The sequence below is a fragment of the Pseudomonas sp. SWRI18 genome (assembly GCF_014268345.1).
Lineage (GTDB): Bacteria > Pseudomonadota > Gammaproteobacteria > Pseudomonadales > Pseudomonadaceae > Aquipseudomonas > Aquipseudomonas cedrina.
Window position 1 is genome coordinate 58,247 of sequence record NZ_JACCQQ010000013.1, and the last position, 14,436, is coordinate 72,682.

Sequence of the window (14,436 nt, forward strand, 5' to 3'; positions counted from 1 at the left end):
TGCTCGCGAATGCGGTCTTTCAGTCAAAAATTCATAGACTGACCCACCGCCTTCGCGAGCAAGCCCGCTCCCACATTTTGATCTGCGTCAGGCGACCTGTTTGACCTGGGCCTTGGCCTCCAACTCCCGCACCAACGGCAACACCCGCTTGCCGAAGTACTCGACTTCCTCCTGGAAGTGCAGGAAACCCGCCAGCACCAGGTCCACCCCCACCGCCTTGAGCGCGACGATGCGTTCGGCGATCTGCTGGGGCGTACCAATCAGGTTGGTCTTGAAACCATCGTTGTACTGCACCAGGTCTTCGAAACTCGACTTGGCCCAGTTGCCCTCGCCTTCAGGCGAAGCCTTGCCGGCCTGTTTGGCCGCGTCACCAAATGCATTCACCGCTTCCGGGTCGGCCTTGTCGATGATCTCCGCCAGCACGGCGCGGGCTTCTGCCTCCGTGTCGCGGGCGATGATGAAAGCATTGACGCCGACCTTGACCGAATGATTGTTCGCCGCTGCCTTGGCGCGAATGTCGTCCACCTGCGCTTTGATGCCTTGCGGCGTGTTGCCGTTGGTGAAGTACCAGTCCGAGACCCGCGCGGCCATGTCCCGCGCGGCCCGCGAACTGCCGCCCTGGAATACTTCCGGCTGGCCGACAGGCTTGGGCTTGAGGGTGTAGTTGTTGAAGCGGTAGAAGTCGCCCTTGAAGGTAAAGTCGTCCTGGGTCCAGATGCCTTTGAGGGCGCGAATGAACTCTTCGGAACGCCGATAGCGCTCATCATGCTCCAGCCAGTGTTCGCCAATGGCCTGGAACTCGCCCTTGAACCAACCGCTGACGATATTCACCGCGATACGGCCGTTGGTGAGCTGGTCGATGGTCGCCAGTTGCTTGGCCGCCAGCGCCGGTTGCCACGGGCCGGGCAGGATCGCGGCGATCACCTTGAGCCGGGTGGTCGCGGCCAGCAGGGCGTGGCTGAACGCCACGGACTCATGCTGGTTCTCGGCGCCGTAGCCGGCGGTAAAGCGGATCTGGGTCAGGCCGTACTCGAAGCCGGCGGCCTCCGCCAGTTGCGCCAGCTTGCGGTTGTAGTCGATGCCCCAGTCGGTGCGTTGCTCGATCTTGCTGACCACCAACCCACCGCTGACATTGGGCACCCAATAGGCAAATTTCACAGCTTGCTGACTCATCGAACGGTACCTCGCACAAAGGGATGTACCCAGGCCTTGAGCAGCAAGCGTGCCAGGCCGGGCAAATGCCCAGGCCAGGGGCGCCGCGCTGAAAACCAAGTGCCGGCGTGACTGTTGCGGATCGTGCGGGTTTGTCGATCAGCTGTTGCCAGCGCAACAGTAGCGCATTGCGTTGCCCAGCAAATACGGGCACCAGGACCCGGCACGGACTGTGCAATCACCCTCTGCATGATCACTGCCCAGGAACCTTGCCCATGACCGAACATCACGTCATCAACCCGCTGTCCATCGGCGTCGACTACCCCAAACTGGCCGCGCGCTTCCGGCCGATCTTCCAGCGCATCGCCGACGGCGCCGTGGCGCGCGAGCACACCCGCACCCTGCCCCACGAGCCTATCCAATGGCTCAAGGAGGCCGGCTTTGGCGCGGTGCGGGTGCCGGTGGAATACGGCGGAGGCGGCGCTTCCCTGCCGCAGTTGTTCGAACTGCTGATCGAACTGGCCGAAGCCGACTCGAACGTACCCCAGGCCCTGCGCGGGCATTTTGCCTTTGCCGAAGACCGCTTGAACGCGCCGCCCGGCGCCGGCCGCGACCTGTGGTTCAAACGGTTCGTGGACGGCGATATCGTCGGCTGCGCCTGGACCGAGATCGGCAGCGTGGCGATTGGCGATGTGGTTACTCAGGTCAGCCCCGACGGCGACAATTGGGCGCTCAATGGTGAAAAGTACTACAGCACCGGCAGTATTTTCGCCGACTGGATCGACGTGTACGCCCAGCGCAGCGACACCGGCGCAGACGTGATCGCGGCCACCCGTGCGCGCCAACCTGGCGTGGTCCACAGCGACGACTGGGACGGCTTTGGCCAGCGCACCACCGGCAGCGGCACCTCGCGCTTTACCGATGCGCGGGTGGAGGCCGAAAATGTCATCGACTTCGCCAGCCGCTTCAAATACCAGACCGCGTTCTACCAACTGGTGCTGCTCGCCACTTTGGCCGGTATCGGCCGCGCCGCACTGCGCGACGTGGCGCATCAAGTGCGCAGCCGCAAGCGCATCTACAGCCATGGCAACGCGTCCCACGTCAGCCAGGACGCGCAGGTTCAACAGGTGGCGGGCGAAGTGGCCGCCCTGGTCTATGCCGCCGAGGCCAGCGCGCTCAAAGCGACGCTGCCGGCGCAACGGGCGTATGTGGCGCGCTTTGGCGGGGATGACGCGGTGGAGCGAGAAGCCAATGTGGCGGCCGAGATTGAATCGGCCACCGCTCAGGTGGTGGTGTCGGAACTGATCCAGCGCGCCACCAGCCAATTGTTCAATGCGCTCGGGGCTTCGGATGTGCGCCAGGGCAAGGCCCTCGACCGGCATTGGCGCAATGCGCGGACGGTGTCGTCGCACAATCCGGTGATCTACAAGGCGCGCATTGTCGGGGACTGGGTGATCAATGGGGCCGAGCCGCCGTTTGTGTGGCAGATCGGGAATGGGCCGGCGAGGGTCTGAAGCTAAGTATGTTCACCTGTGGGAGCTGGCTTGCTCAAAAAGCAAGTTTATAGCCGATGCCCATGAGCATGACCGCCAAACACGGGCGCAGCACGCCGTCCGGGACTTTGCCGGTCATGTGGCTGCCTATGTAGATGCCCGGCAAAGACCCCATCAACAGAAAGCCCAGCAGATGCCAGTCCATATTGCCCATGCCGGCGTGGCCCAGGCCCGCCACCAGGGTCAGGGGCACGGCATGGGCGATTTCGGTGCCGACCAGACGGCGCGTGGCCAGGAACGGGTAAAGGATAAACAGCGCGACCGTGCCGAGTGCGCCGGCGCCAATGGAGGTCAGGGCGACCATGGTGCCCAGCACTGCGCCGGTGACGACGGTCAGGGCATTCAGGTTGCGCGGGTTCATGTGGTAGCCATCGCCGGCATGGCGCTGGGCGAAGGCCAACAGGCTTTTCTTGAACAGGATCGCCAGCGCCGTCAACAGCAACACCACGCCAAGGGCCTGCTTGATCACCGCGTTCATCGCGCTGGGGTCGGTGTGCAGGCTGGCCAGGAACCACAGGGTCAGCAGCACCGCCGGCACGCTGCCCAGGGTCAGCCAGCCGGTGATGCCCCAGTCGATGTTCCTGTTCTTGCTGTGCACCAGCACCCCACCGGATTTGGTGATGGCGGCGTACAACAGGTCGGTGCCCACGGCCGTGGCCGGGTTGATGCCGAACCACAGCAGGATCGGGGTCATCAAGGAGCCCCCACCCACGCCCGTCATGCCCACGATAAAACCTACGATCAGGCCGGCAACCACGAAACCAATATTACCCACATCCATTACAACTACCTGCGGCCTTATAAATTTCTGGCCGCAGGATAGCGATTTTTCTTATAACGACTTATATCAATATGATCTGACTTTATGCCATTTAGCTCAGTCGCTGGCAGACATAGGCTTGGGTCTGATAGGGAAAGGCGACGGTGTCCCGTCCGCGCAAGTCGGGATGGGTCTGGATCAAAGCGCGCAATTGCGCGGTAACGGTAGCCTTTTCTGCTGCTGGAAGCGCCGCGATAAAGCTCACCGACAAAAAGCGATCCATGATCACCTCCTGAGGACTGCCGACATGGCTGTACGGAAAACGGGTGAGTTCAGGATCGGAAAAATGCACGCCCGTGAAGGCTTCGCGCCAACGCCCGGTATGAAAGCGCGGGGTATCGCCTTCGTACGGGGTAATGATTTCTGTGATTGCCGCCACCCAGCCCACCGTTTCGTCTCGCACATTCCACACCAGTCCCAGCCGCCCGCCGGGCTTGAGCACGCGATGAATTTCCGCCAGTGCGGCCTGGGTGGAGAACCAGTGGAACGCCTGGGCACAAACCACCGCATCGGCGCTGGCGGACGCCAGCGGGATGGATTCGGCCGTGCCGTTCACCAGGCGCACGCCCGGTAGCAGCCTGGTCAACTGCGCGACCATCGCCGCCACCGGTTCGACGGCAATCAGCGTCGGCGCCAAGGTGCTGAGCAAGCGCGTGAATTTGCCGGTGCCGGCGCCCAGGTCGATCACCGTCGACTGTGCGTCAATCCGCAGGGTTTCGGTGAGCCAGCCGGTGAGTTGCCTGGGGTAATTGGGTCGGCCCTGGGCATAAGTGACCGCCTGGGTGGAGAAACCTTGTTGAGCAGACGCGTGAACACCAGTCATTGCCAATCTCTCCTCGGATAAAGCGGGGGCACAGTGTGCGCCTTCCCCTTCGGGTTTTCTAATCGACGTTGGGCAACCACATCCGAAACCGCGCGCCGCCCAGCGGCGACGCCAATGCCGTCAAGGTGCCGCCCTGGGCCTGCAGGGCGCGCCGGCTGATGGCCAGGCCCAGGCCGAAACCGCCGGTCGCGCGGTCACGGCTGCGGTCGAGGCGGTAGAACGGTTCGAAGATGCGTTCGCGCTGATCCGCCGGAATGCCGATACCGTCGTCGTCGACCCAGATATCGCAGCCCTTGGGGCAGACCTTCACGCCGACCTGAATGCGTTTGTCGCAGTAGCGCGTGGCATTGCGCAGCAGGTTCTGCAAGGCACGGGCGGTGAGACGCGGGTCGAGGTTGAAGCGCTCCACGGCGCAGTCAAGCGCCACATCGATGACGATCTCGGGGTTTTCCAGTTCGTCGTCGACGCTGCCGAGCACACTGTCGATAAATTCGTCGAGCACGACGCTCACCCGCTCCGGCAGTTGCGCCGGGTTTTGCAGGCGGCTGTAGGACAGCAGTTCCAGCACCAGTTCGTCGAGCTCGCGTATATGCGCCACCAGGCTTTGCAGGCGTTCGCGGCTGGCCTGGGGCAAATCTTCGGACAGCGCCAGGGCCAGGCCGAAGTCCAGGCGCGTGAGCGGCGTACGCAGTTCATGGGACACGGCGTTAAGCAAGTCGCGCTGCTGGTTGAGCAGGTGCTCGATATCGTCGGCCATGGTATCGAACACCGAGGCCAGGCTGCCGATGCTGGAACTGGCCGCAATACCCGTGCGCTCAGCCATATTGCCCTGGCCCAGTTGCCCGGCGGTGCTTTTCAGGCGTTCCAGATCACGCCAGTGCGGGCGCAGCCATACCAGCAGGCAAGCCAGCAGCGCAGCAATGATCAGCACGTTGATCGCCCAATACAGCACGTTCATGTCCAGCGGATCGGGCGGGATCGTCAGCTTGACCACGAATTGATCGTTGATCGGCGAGCTGATCTGTTCCATCCAGCCCCATTCGCCCAGGCGCACCACCGACTTGCCCTGTTCCAGCAGTTGTTCTTCGGCCGGCGTGTAGCGGGCGTCCTGGCGCAGCAGCAACTGGACTTTCAGTGGCGCGAAGTCGCGGCCCAGTTGCTCGGTCACCTGCGACCAGCGTTCCACCGGCGCGCGCTGGTATTGCTTGACGATCAGCTTTTGCTGGCCGCGAGTCTGCTCGATGTTGTAGTTCATGTAACGGTGTTCGAACAGCTGGATCACCAGGGTCGGCACCAGGTAGATCGCCGCACTGTAGGTGACGATGGTGATCAGGTAGAGACGCAGCAGGACGCGGAACATGGGTCAGCATTCCCACTCGGAACGGCTGAACAGGTAGCCCTTGCCCCACACGGTCTTGATCTTGCGCGCTTCACCGGCGTTGTCGTCGAACTTGCGGCGCAGTTTGGAAATGGCCACGTCCACCGAACGGTCGGTGCCGTTGAACTCGATGCCGCGCAAGCGCTGCAGGATCTGGTCGCGGCTGAGCACTTCGCCGGCGTGCCGCGCCAGTACCACCAGCAGGTTGTATTCGCCGCTGGACAGTTCCACCGCCTGTTCGCGCCAGGTCACGGTGCGCTCCGACAGGTCAATGCACAGGTTGCCCATGATGATGCGGTCATTGGCGACCTGGGGTTCGGACAAGCTGCTGCGGCGCAATAAGGTGCGCACACGAGCGAGCAACACGCGCGGCTCGCAGGGTTTGGTCACGTAGTCGTCGGCGCCCATTTCCAGGCCCAACACCTGGTCATGGCTGTCATCGCGGGCGGTGAGCATCAGGATCGGCAGGCCCGCCGAGTCGGCGCGCAACAAGCGGCACACCTGCAAGCCGTCGAGACCGGGCAGCATCAGGTCGAGGATCACCAGGTCCGGCGGGTTGAAACGCGCGCGTTCGCGGACCTGGTCGCCACGGCTGAGCACGCTGACGTGGTAGCCATTGCGTTCCAGGTAGCTGGCAATCAGCTCGGAAAGTGCGGCGTCGTCTTCGACCAGGAGGATGTTGGGCATGGCGTTTCCAAATAATGCGGTTTGTCGGCTTGCGAAGACCCTTGTGGGAGCGGGCTTGCTCGCGAAAGCGGTGTGTCAGTCACTGAATATGTTGGCTGATCCACCGCTTTCGCGAGCAAGCCCGCTCCCACATTTGATCGTTGTTGCCTGCAGGATTGTGCAAGGATATACGCCCCCGGCGTCCCGCGCGCCGCACCTTACATTTCTTCACACACGCCCTACACAGCTTCACAGCACCACGGCGCAGGTGCCCTTAGGATGCGCCAGTCAATATTGGGATAAGAGCATGTCGAAGAATCCGTTTGCGCCGTTTTGCCTGCTGGCCCTCACCCTTGCCCTGGGCGCATGTGGCGACTCCGCAGCGCCGGCGCCACAGCCGCCGCTGGCCAAAGTGCGCATCGAAACCCTTGAAGCCAAACCCCTGGCCATCACCAGTGAACTGAGCGGGCGCATTGCCGCGCCACGGATTGCCGAGGTGCGCGCACGGGTGGCGGGCGTGGTGATGCAACGGGTGTTCAAGGAGGGCCGTGACGTGAAACAGGGCGATGTGCTGTTTCGTATCGACCCGGCCCCGTTCAAGGCCGACCTCGACAGTGCCCAGGCCAACCTCAGCAAGGCCGAGGCCAATGCCTTCCAGGCACGCCTGCAAGAGCAGCGTTACAGCCAGTTGGTGGAAGGCAACGCCATCAGCGGCCAGGACTACGACAACGCCCGCGCCGCCGTGCGCCAGACCAACGCCGAAGTCGCCGCCAACAAGGCCGCCGTCGAGCGGGCCCGGCTGAACCTGGGCTATGCCACCGTGACCGCGCCGATTTCCGGGCGCATCGGCCGCGCGCTGGTCACCGAGGGCGCGCTGGTCGGCCAGAACGAAGCCACGCCATTGGCGATCATCCAGCAGTTGGACCCGATCCACGCCGACCTGACCCAGTCGACCCGCGAGCTGAATGACCTGCGCCGCGCCTTCCGCGCCGGCAGCTTGAAACAGGTCGGCCACGACCAGGCCAAGGCCACGCTGATCGAAGACGACGGCAGCCTCTACCCGTTGCCGGGCAAGTTGCTGTTCGCCGAGATCAGCGTCGACCCCGGCACCGGGCAAGTGATCCTGCGCAGCGAGTTCCCCAACCCGGACCTCGACCTGCTGCCCGGCAGTTTTGTGCGGGTGCGCCTGGAACAGGCGGTCGACAAGCAAGGCATCAGCGTGCCGCAACGCGCCATCACCCGTGACAGCGCCGGTATCCCGATGGTGCTGCTGCTGGACGCCGAGCAGACCGTGAGCCAGCAGCCGGTGGAACTGGGCGCCGTGATCAACGATCGCTGGATCGTCAGCCACGGCCTCAAGCCCGGTGACCGCATCATTGTCGAAGGCCTGCAACACGCGCGCCCCGGTGAAAAAGTTGAAGTGGACGCCAGCCCACTCGTAAAGGAATAGCCCGTCATGCCGCAGTTCTTTATTGACCGCCCGGTCTTCGCCTGGGTGGTGGCCCTGTTTATCCTGCTGGCCGGCGCGCTAGCCATCCCGCAGTTGCCGGTGGCGCAATACCCTGATGTCGCGCCGCCGAAAGTCGAAATCTATGCGGTGTACCCTGGCGCCTCGGCACAGACCCTGGACCAGAGCGTGGTCAGCCTGATCGAGCAGGAACTCAACGGCACCGATCACCTGCTGTATTTCGAATCCCAGAGCAGCCTGGGCTCGGCCACCATCACCGCCACCTTCCAGCCGGGCACTAACCCGGAAATGGCCCAGGTCGATGTGCAGAACCGCCTCAAGGCGGTAGAGCCTCGCCTGCCCCAGGCGGTCACCCAGCAAGGCTTGCAGGTGCAGAAAGTCTCCGCGGGCTTCCTGTTGCTGGTCACCCTGACCTCCAACGACGGCAAGCTCGATGACACAGCGCTCAGCGATTACCTGGCGCGCAACGTGATGAACGAGCTCAAACGCCTGGACGGCGTGGGCAAGGCGCAGCTGTATGGCGCCGAACGCGCGATGCGCATCTGGATCGACCCCCAGAAGCTGATTGGCTTCAGCCTGACGCCGGCCGACGTGAATGCCGCAATCGCCGCGCAGAACGCCCAGGTTGCGCCCGGCAGCATCGGTGATTTGCCGGGCACCGAGACCCAGGAAATCACCGCCGCGATCCTGGTCAAGGGCCAGTTGTCGACCCCTGCGGAATTTGCCGACATTGTGCTCAAGGCCAACCCGGACGGCTCCACCGTGCGCATCGGCGATGTGGCACGGGTGGAAGTCGGCAGCCAGGAATACCAGTTCTCCACGCGCCTGAACGGCAAGCCCTCGACGGCGGTCAGCGTGCAACTGTCGCCGGGTGCCAATGCGTTGAGCACCGCAACTTTGGTGCGCGCCAAGATGGATGAACTGTCGCGCTACTTCCCGGCCAACGTGGAATACAAGATCCCCTACGACACCTCGCCGTTCGTCAAAGTCTCGATCACCAAGGTGGTCTACACCCTGCTCGAAGCCATGGCGCTGGTGTTCGCGGTGATGTTCCTGTTCCTGCAGAACGTACGCTACACGCTGATCCCGACGCTGGTGGTGCCGATTGCGCTGATGGGCACCTTCGCCACCATGTTGCTGCTGGGGTTCTCGATCAACGTGTTGACCATGTTCGGCATGGTGCTGGCGATCGGCATCCTGGTTGACGATGCGATTGTGGTGGTGGAAAACGTCGAGCGCATCATGGTCACCGAAGGCCTGTCGCCAAAGGAGGCGACGAAAAAGGCCATGGGCCAGATCACCGGCGCCATTATCGGCATCACCCTGGTGCTGGTGGCGGTGTTCCTGCCGATGGCTTTCATGAAAGGTTCGGTGGGGGTGATCTACCAGCAGTTCTCGCTGTCGATGGCCACCTCAATCCTGTTCTCGGCGTTCCTCGCCCTGACCTTGACCCCGGCCCTGTGCGCCACGTTGCTCAAACCGATCGCCCAGGATGAACACCACGCCAAGGGCGGTTTCTTCGGCTGGTTCAACAAACGCTTTGACAGCCTCACCGAGCGTTATGAAGGCTGGGTGGCCTACGCCCTCAAGCGCAGCGGCCGTTACCTGCTGATCTACCTGGTGCTGCTGGTGGGCCTGGGGTGGATGTTCACCCGCCTGCCCTCCTCGTTCCTGCCGGTGGAAGACCAGGGCTACACCATCACCGACATCCAGTTGCCACCGGGCGCGAGCAAGAACCGCACCGTGCAGGTGGCCGAGCAGATCGAGGCGCACAACGCTGGCGAGCCGGGCGTGGGCGATACCACCATGATCATGGGCTTCAGTTTCTCCGGCGCAGGGCAAAACGCGGCGCTGGCGTTTACCACGCTCAAGGATTGGTCCGAGCGCGGCAGCGACGACTCCGCCGCCTCGATTGCCGAGCGCGCCAACATGGCCTTCAGCGAGCTCAAGGACGCGATTGCCTATGCGGTCCTGCCGCCGCCGGTGGATGGCCTGGGCACATCCAGTGGTTTCGAGTTCCGCCTGCAGGACCGCGGCGGCGTGGGGCATGCCGCGTTGATGGCCGCGCGTACCGAGTTGCTGGCCGCCGCCGGCAAAAGCCCGATCCTGGCCAATGTGCGCGAAAGCGCCCTGGCCGAAGCACCGCAAGTGCAACTGGAAGTCGACCGCAAGCAGGCCAACGCACTGGGCGTATCCTTTGCGGATGTGGGCAATGTATTGTCCTCCGCCATCGGATCGGCCTATATCAACGACTTTCCCAACCAGGGCCGCATGCAGCGGGTGGTGGTACAGGCCGAAGGCGACCAGCGCAGCCAAGTGGCGGACTTGATGAAGATCAACGTGCGCAACAAGGAAGGCAAGATGGTGCCGCTCTCGTCGTTCGTCGAAGCCCGATGGACCCAGGGCCCGACGCAGTTGACGCGCTACAACGGCTACCCGGCCATTGCGATTTCCGGCGAAGCGGCGCCGGGCCACAGCACCGGTGAAGCGATGGACGAAATCCAGCGTCTGGTCAGCCAACTGCCGGCGGGCCTGGGCCAGGAGTGGACCGGGTTGTCATTACAGGAACGTTTGTCGGGTTCCCAGGCGCCGATCCTGCTGGGCCTGTCGCTGCTGATCGTGTTCCTGTGCCTGGCGGCGCTGTATGAAAGCTGGTCGATCCCGACGTCGGTATTGCTGGTGGTGCCGCTCGGTGTGCTCGGCGCGGTGCTGGCGGTGAGCTTGCGCGGCATGCCCAACGATGTGTTCTTCAAGGTCGGCTTGATCACCATCATTGGTTTGTCGGCAAAAAACGCGATCCTGATCATCGAGTTCGCCAAGGACCTGTATGACCAGGGTGAAGACCTGATCACCGCCACGTTGAAAGCCGCGCGGTTGCGCTTGCGGCCGATCATCATGACCTCGCTGGCGTTCATCCTCGGCGTGGTGCCGCTGGCAATTGCCACCGGCGCCAGCTCCGCCAGCCAGCAGGCGATTGGCACGGGGGTTATTGGCGGGATGATCACTGCGACATTGGCGGTGGTGTTTGTGCCGGTGTTCTTTGTGGTGGTGATGAAGCTGGTGAAGAAAAACCCGCGCTAGCCCAGCTTAACCCATTCCCCTGTGGGAGCTGGCTTGCCTGCTCCCACAGGGGTTATTTGTTGTGCTGACGATCAGGTACAGTCTGTCTACACCTGCCAGCCGTGAGCCTCCATGCCCTTCCTCGCCCGCACCCACCCTCGCCTCTCCGCCGCCGCCTTGCTTGGCCTTGCCGTAGGCATCCTGGCGCCGGCCGATACGCTGGCCAGCAAAATCCTCTTTGGCTGGAACGCCGGGGTCTGGACCTACCTCGTACTGATGTTGTGGCTGACCCGCCGCGCCAAGGCCGACGATGTGAAGCGCATCGCCGAGATCGAGGATGAAAACGCCGGGCTGGTGCTGTTCACGGTATGCATCGCCGCCATCGCCAGCCTGGCGACCATCACCTTCGAACTGGTGGGCAGCAAGGACCTGGCCGCCTCCGACCGTTTGCTGCACTACGCGTTTACCGGGCTGACGGTGATCGGTTCGTGGTTACTGATCGGGGTGATTTTCAGCGTGCATTACGCGCGCCTGTATTACACCTGGGACGGCAAGGCGCCGGCGCTGCGCTTTGCCGAAGGGTTGCTGACCCCCAATTACTGGGACTTCCTGTACTTCTCCTTTACCATCGGTGTGGCGGTGCAGACGTCCGATGTGGGCGTCGCGACCCGGGGCATGCGCAAAGTGGTACTGGCGCAGTCGCTGATCGGCTTTCTGTTCAACACGGCGATCCTCGGGTTCTCGATCAATATCGCCGCCGGGCTGTTCGGCTGACGCTGCACAAACCTTCTAGACGCCCATCGCTGGCTGGGCGCTAATAGCCTCACCTATTCCGCCTCGGTGTTTTATGGCCGCGCACAACTGGATCGACCTGTCCCAGGACGCCGACACCGGCATCGAGACCCTGCGCGCGCATTTCGAAGGCCACGCCTACGACCCGCACTGGCACGACAGTTACCTGATCGGCGTCACCGAACAAGGCGTGCAGCAGTTCAACTGCCGCCGCACCCGTCACAACAGCGTGCCCGGCCAGGTGTTCCTTTTGGAACCCGGCGAGTTGCACGACGGCGATGCGCCCACCGCCGACGGCTTCACCTATCACATGCTCTACCTGGACCCACACTGGTTGGCGCGCGAAGTGAGCGCGGTGTTCGAAGAGGCGCCGCAGGGTAGCCAGTTGAGTGTTGCCAGCACCTTGACCCGCGATCCGCGCCTGGCCCTGGCCACAAGCCAGGCGTTCCAGACCTTGCACAGCGGCGAGCTGCGCATTGTGCGACAACGCGCCATGGACCAATTGCTGGAGCGCCTCACCGGTCACCTTTACTGGCGCACCCGCTACCACGAAGACCCGCGATTGCCGCGGGTGGCACACAAGGCCCGGGAATACCTGCATGCCCACCTGCACGCCGATGTCGGCATGGACGAACTGGCCCTGGCCTGCGGGGTCGACCGCTTCCGCCTCAGTCGTGCCTTCAAGAGCGCGTTCGGCTTGCCGCCCCACGCCTACCTGGTGCAACTGCGCCTGGCCCGCGCCCGGCATTTGCTGGCCAAGGGCGAGCAACCGGCGCAAGTGGCGATTGCGCTGGGTTTTGCCGACCAGAGCCACCTGGGCCGCTGGTTTCTGCGCGCCTACGGCCTCACCCCCGCCGCGTACCGCAAACGCTGCTCAAATCTTCCAGACAGGTGACATGCAGGCTTGTGAAGATCGACTCCATCGTTTTTTTGGAGTCCCTGTCATGTTGCCATTTATATTGTTTGCCTTTGTTGCGTCTATCACACCCGGCCCCACCAACATCCTGGTGCTGAGCAACAGTGCGCGCTATGGGTTGAAAGCCGCCCTGCCGATCATTTTCGGCGCCTGCGCCGGGGCTGCGGGCCTTGTGTTGCTGGTAGGGAGCGGATTCGGCCGGTCCCTGGTCCATTTGCCCAAGGTACAGATGGCCATGCAATGGATAGGCATCGCCTGGCTGAGCTATCTGGCCTGGCAGATTTTCAGCGCGCCCGCCCAAGCTATCGAGGTGGATGCAACCGAAAAGCCCCTGGGCCTCATCGGCGCCGCCAGCCTGCAATTGATCAACCCGAAAACCTGGATGATGGCCCTCGCGGTAGTGAGCGTATTTGCCGGCAATGGTGAGGAGCGCCAGAGCCAGGTCATGGTCTTGTCCCTGGTGTTTTTCCTGATATCCCTGCCCTGCCTGGGTACATGGGCGCTGTTGGGCATCGGGTCGGCCCGTGTATTTCGTTCACCCAAGGCCATGCAGCACTTCAACCGGGGCATGGCCCTGTTGCTGTTGGTCGCGACTTGGCTGAGTGTGGTGGTTTGACGCACCGGTTGTCTGACTTTGTCCTACAACAACTTGACGACTTTCCTCGTTTGATGGTTTCCTGAAACCGGTTTCAGTGATTCCAATAAAAATAGAAGGTCGATGACCGTGAACAACTTTTCCGCCGCCCAGCGCAGCCGCGTGACCATGCTCGACGTCGCCGAGCGCGCCGGTGTGTCCAAAGCCAGTGTGTCGCGCTTTATCGGCGATGACCGCGCCCTGCTCTCCGATGCCATTGCCCTGCGCATCGAGCAAGCCATCGAACAACTCGGCTATCGCCCCAACCAGATGGCCCGTGGCCTCAAACGCGGCCGCACGCGGCTGATCGGCATGCTGGTGGCCGATATTCGCAACCCCTATTCCATTGCTGTGATGCACGGCGTCGAAACCGCTTGCCGCCAGCATGGCTACAGCCTGGTGGTATGCAACACCGACCGCGATGACGAGCAGGAGCGCCAACACCTGGCGGCGCTGCGCTCGTACAACATCGAAGGGTTGATCGTGAACACCCTCGGCCATCACCTGGACCAACTGCTGGAACTGCAACGGGAAATGCCCCTGGTGCTGGTGGACCGCAAGGTCGAGCCGTTGCACAGCGACCTGGTCGGCCTGGACAACCCGGCAGCGGTGCGCATGGCGGTGGAACACCTGGAGCAACAGGGTTACCGCGATGTGCTGCTGGTGAGCGAAGCCACCGATGGCACCAGTTCGCGGTTGGAGCGCCTGGAGAGTTTCAAGGCCGAAATCGCCAGGCGTCCGGCGTTGACCGGTGCGGTGCTTGAGATGGATGCCGCGCTGGAAAACAATCTGCAAAGCTTTCTTGCGAAACCTGGCCCTAAGGCACTGTTCTGCGCCAATGGCATCGCCGCGTTGGCCTGCGCCCGCGCGCTGAAAAACCTGGGCTGCAACCTGTTCGACGATGTCGGCCTGATCGCCCTGGATGATCTGGAGTGGTACCCGCTCGTGGGCAGCGGCATCACCGCCCTCGCCCAGCCCACCGAGGCGATTGGTGCGACGGCGTTTGATTGCCTGCTCAAGCGCTTGCGCGGTGATACCGAGCCGACGCGTACCCTGGATTTCCTGCCACAACTCATTATCCGCGGCTCAACCCAATCCCTTGTGGGAGCTGGCTTGCCTGCGATGGCGGTGTGTCAGGCCAATCAAGGTGCCTGACACACCGCTATCGCAGGCA

Annotated in this window: 12 protein-coding genes; 7 read left to right on the forward strand and 5 right to left on the reverse strand. The window is 63.0% G+C overall.

The annotated features are described in order from the left end of the window. Positions 1-87: 87 nt before the first annotated feature. Entirely contained in the window at positions 88-1,173 is a 1,086-nt protein-coding gene (sfnG, locus tag H0Z09_RS15820) for a dimethylsulfone monooxygenase SfnG (protein ID WP_186691376.1), read from the reverse strand. 254 nt (positions 1,174-1,427) lie between these two features. On the opposite strand from sfnG, the gene H0Z09_RS15825 reads away from it, so the two are divergent. Beyond that, positions 1,428-2,666 carry an acyl-CoA dehydrogenase family protein gene (locus H0Z09_RS15825; RefSeq protein ID WP_186691377.1) on the forward strand — a complete coding sequence of 413 codons (1,239 nt, stop codon included), beginning with the start codon at positions 1,428-1,430 and terminating at the stop codon, positions 2,664-2,666. 34 nt (positions 2,667-2,700) lie between these two features. Here H0Z09_RS15825 and H0Z09_RS15830 read toward each other — a convergent pair whose 3' ends face one another. The 4 genes from H0Z09_RS15830 to H0Z09_RS15845 all read right to left on the reverse strand — a co-directional run bounded on the left by H0Z09_RS15830 (position 2,701) and on the right by H0Z09_RS15845 (position 6,413). Then, the gene (locus H0Z09_RS15830) at positions 2,701-3,486 is read right to left on the reverse strand and encodes a sulfite exporter TauE/SafE family protein (protein WP_186691378.1); all 786 of its coding nucleotides are present in this window, start codon (positions 3,484-3,486) and stop codon (positions 2,701-2,703) included. Positions 3,487-3,577: 91 nt separating this feature from the next. Next, positions 3,578-4,348 carry a class I SAM-dependent methyltransferase gene (locus H0Z09_RS15835; protein WP_186691379.1) on the reverse strand — a complete coding sequence of 257 codons (771 nt, stop codon included), beginning with the start codon at positions 4,346-4,348 and terminating at the stop codon, positions 3,578-3,580. A 58-nt stretch (positions 4,349-4,406) separates the two neighbouring features. Then, a complete protein-coding gene (locus H0Z09_RS15840; protein ID WP_186691380.1) occupies positions 4,407-5,708 on the reverse strand; it encodes an ATP-binding protein in 1,302 nt (433 codons plus the stop codon). 3 nt (positions 5,709-5,711) lie between these two features. Continuing rightward, complete coding sequence (locus H0Z09_RS15845; RefSeq protein WP_186691381.1) at positions 5,712-6,413, reverse strand: response regulator transcription factor; 702 nt, start codon at positions 6,411-6,413, stop codon at positions 5,712-5,714. Positions 6,414-6,699: 286 nt separating this feature from the next. Between H0Z09_RS15845 and H0Z09_RS15850 the strand changes: the two genes are divergently transcribed. From H0Z09_RS15850 to H0Z09_RS15875, 6 genes are all read left to right on the forward strand, one after another. After that, complete coding sequence (locus H0Z09_RS15850) at positions 6,700-7,842, forward strand: efflux RND transporter periplasmic adaptor subunit (protein ID WP_186691382.1); 1,143 nt, start codon at positions 6,700-6,702, stop codon at positions 7,840-7,842. Between the two features lie 6 nt (positions 7,843-7,848). Then, on the forward strand, positions 7,849-10,941 hold the full coding sequence (locus tag H0Z09_RS15855; RefSeq protein WP_186691383.1) for an efflux RND transporter permease subunit: 3,093 nt from the start codon (positions 7,849-7,851) through the stop codon (positions 10,939-10,941). 111 nt (positions 10,942-11,052) lie between these two features. Continuing rightward, positions 11,053-11,694 carry a DUF1345 domain-containing protein gene (locus H0Z09_RS15860; RefSeq protein WP_186691384.1) on the forward strand — a complete coding sequence of 214 codons (642 nt, stop codon included), beginning with the start codon at positions 11,053-11,055 and terminating at the stop codon, positions 11,692-11,694. 73 nt (positions 11,695-11,767) lie between these two features. Continuing rightward, entirely contained in the window at positions 11,768-12,607 is an 840-nt protein-coding gene (locus H0Z09_RS15865; protein WP_076952402.1) for an AraC family transcriptional regulator, read from the forward strand. A 49-nt stretch (positions 12,608-12,656) separates the two neighbouring features. Continuing rightward, on the forward strand, positions 12,657-13,244 hold the full coding sequence (locus H0Z09_RS15870; protein WP_186691385.1) for a LysE family translocator: 588 nt from the start codon (positions 12,657-12,659) through the stop codon (positions 13,242-13,244). Positions 13,245-13,352: 108 nt separating this feature from the next. After that, positions 13,353-14,417, forward strand: a complete 1,065-nt coding sequence (locus H0Z09_RS15875) for a substrate-binding domain-containing protein (RefSeq protein WP_186691448.1) — start codon at positions 13,353-13,355, stop codon at positions 14,415-14,417. Positions 14,418-14,436 lie beyond the last annotated feature (19 nt).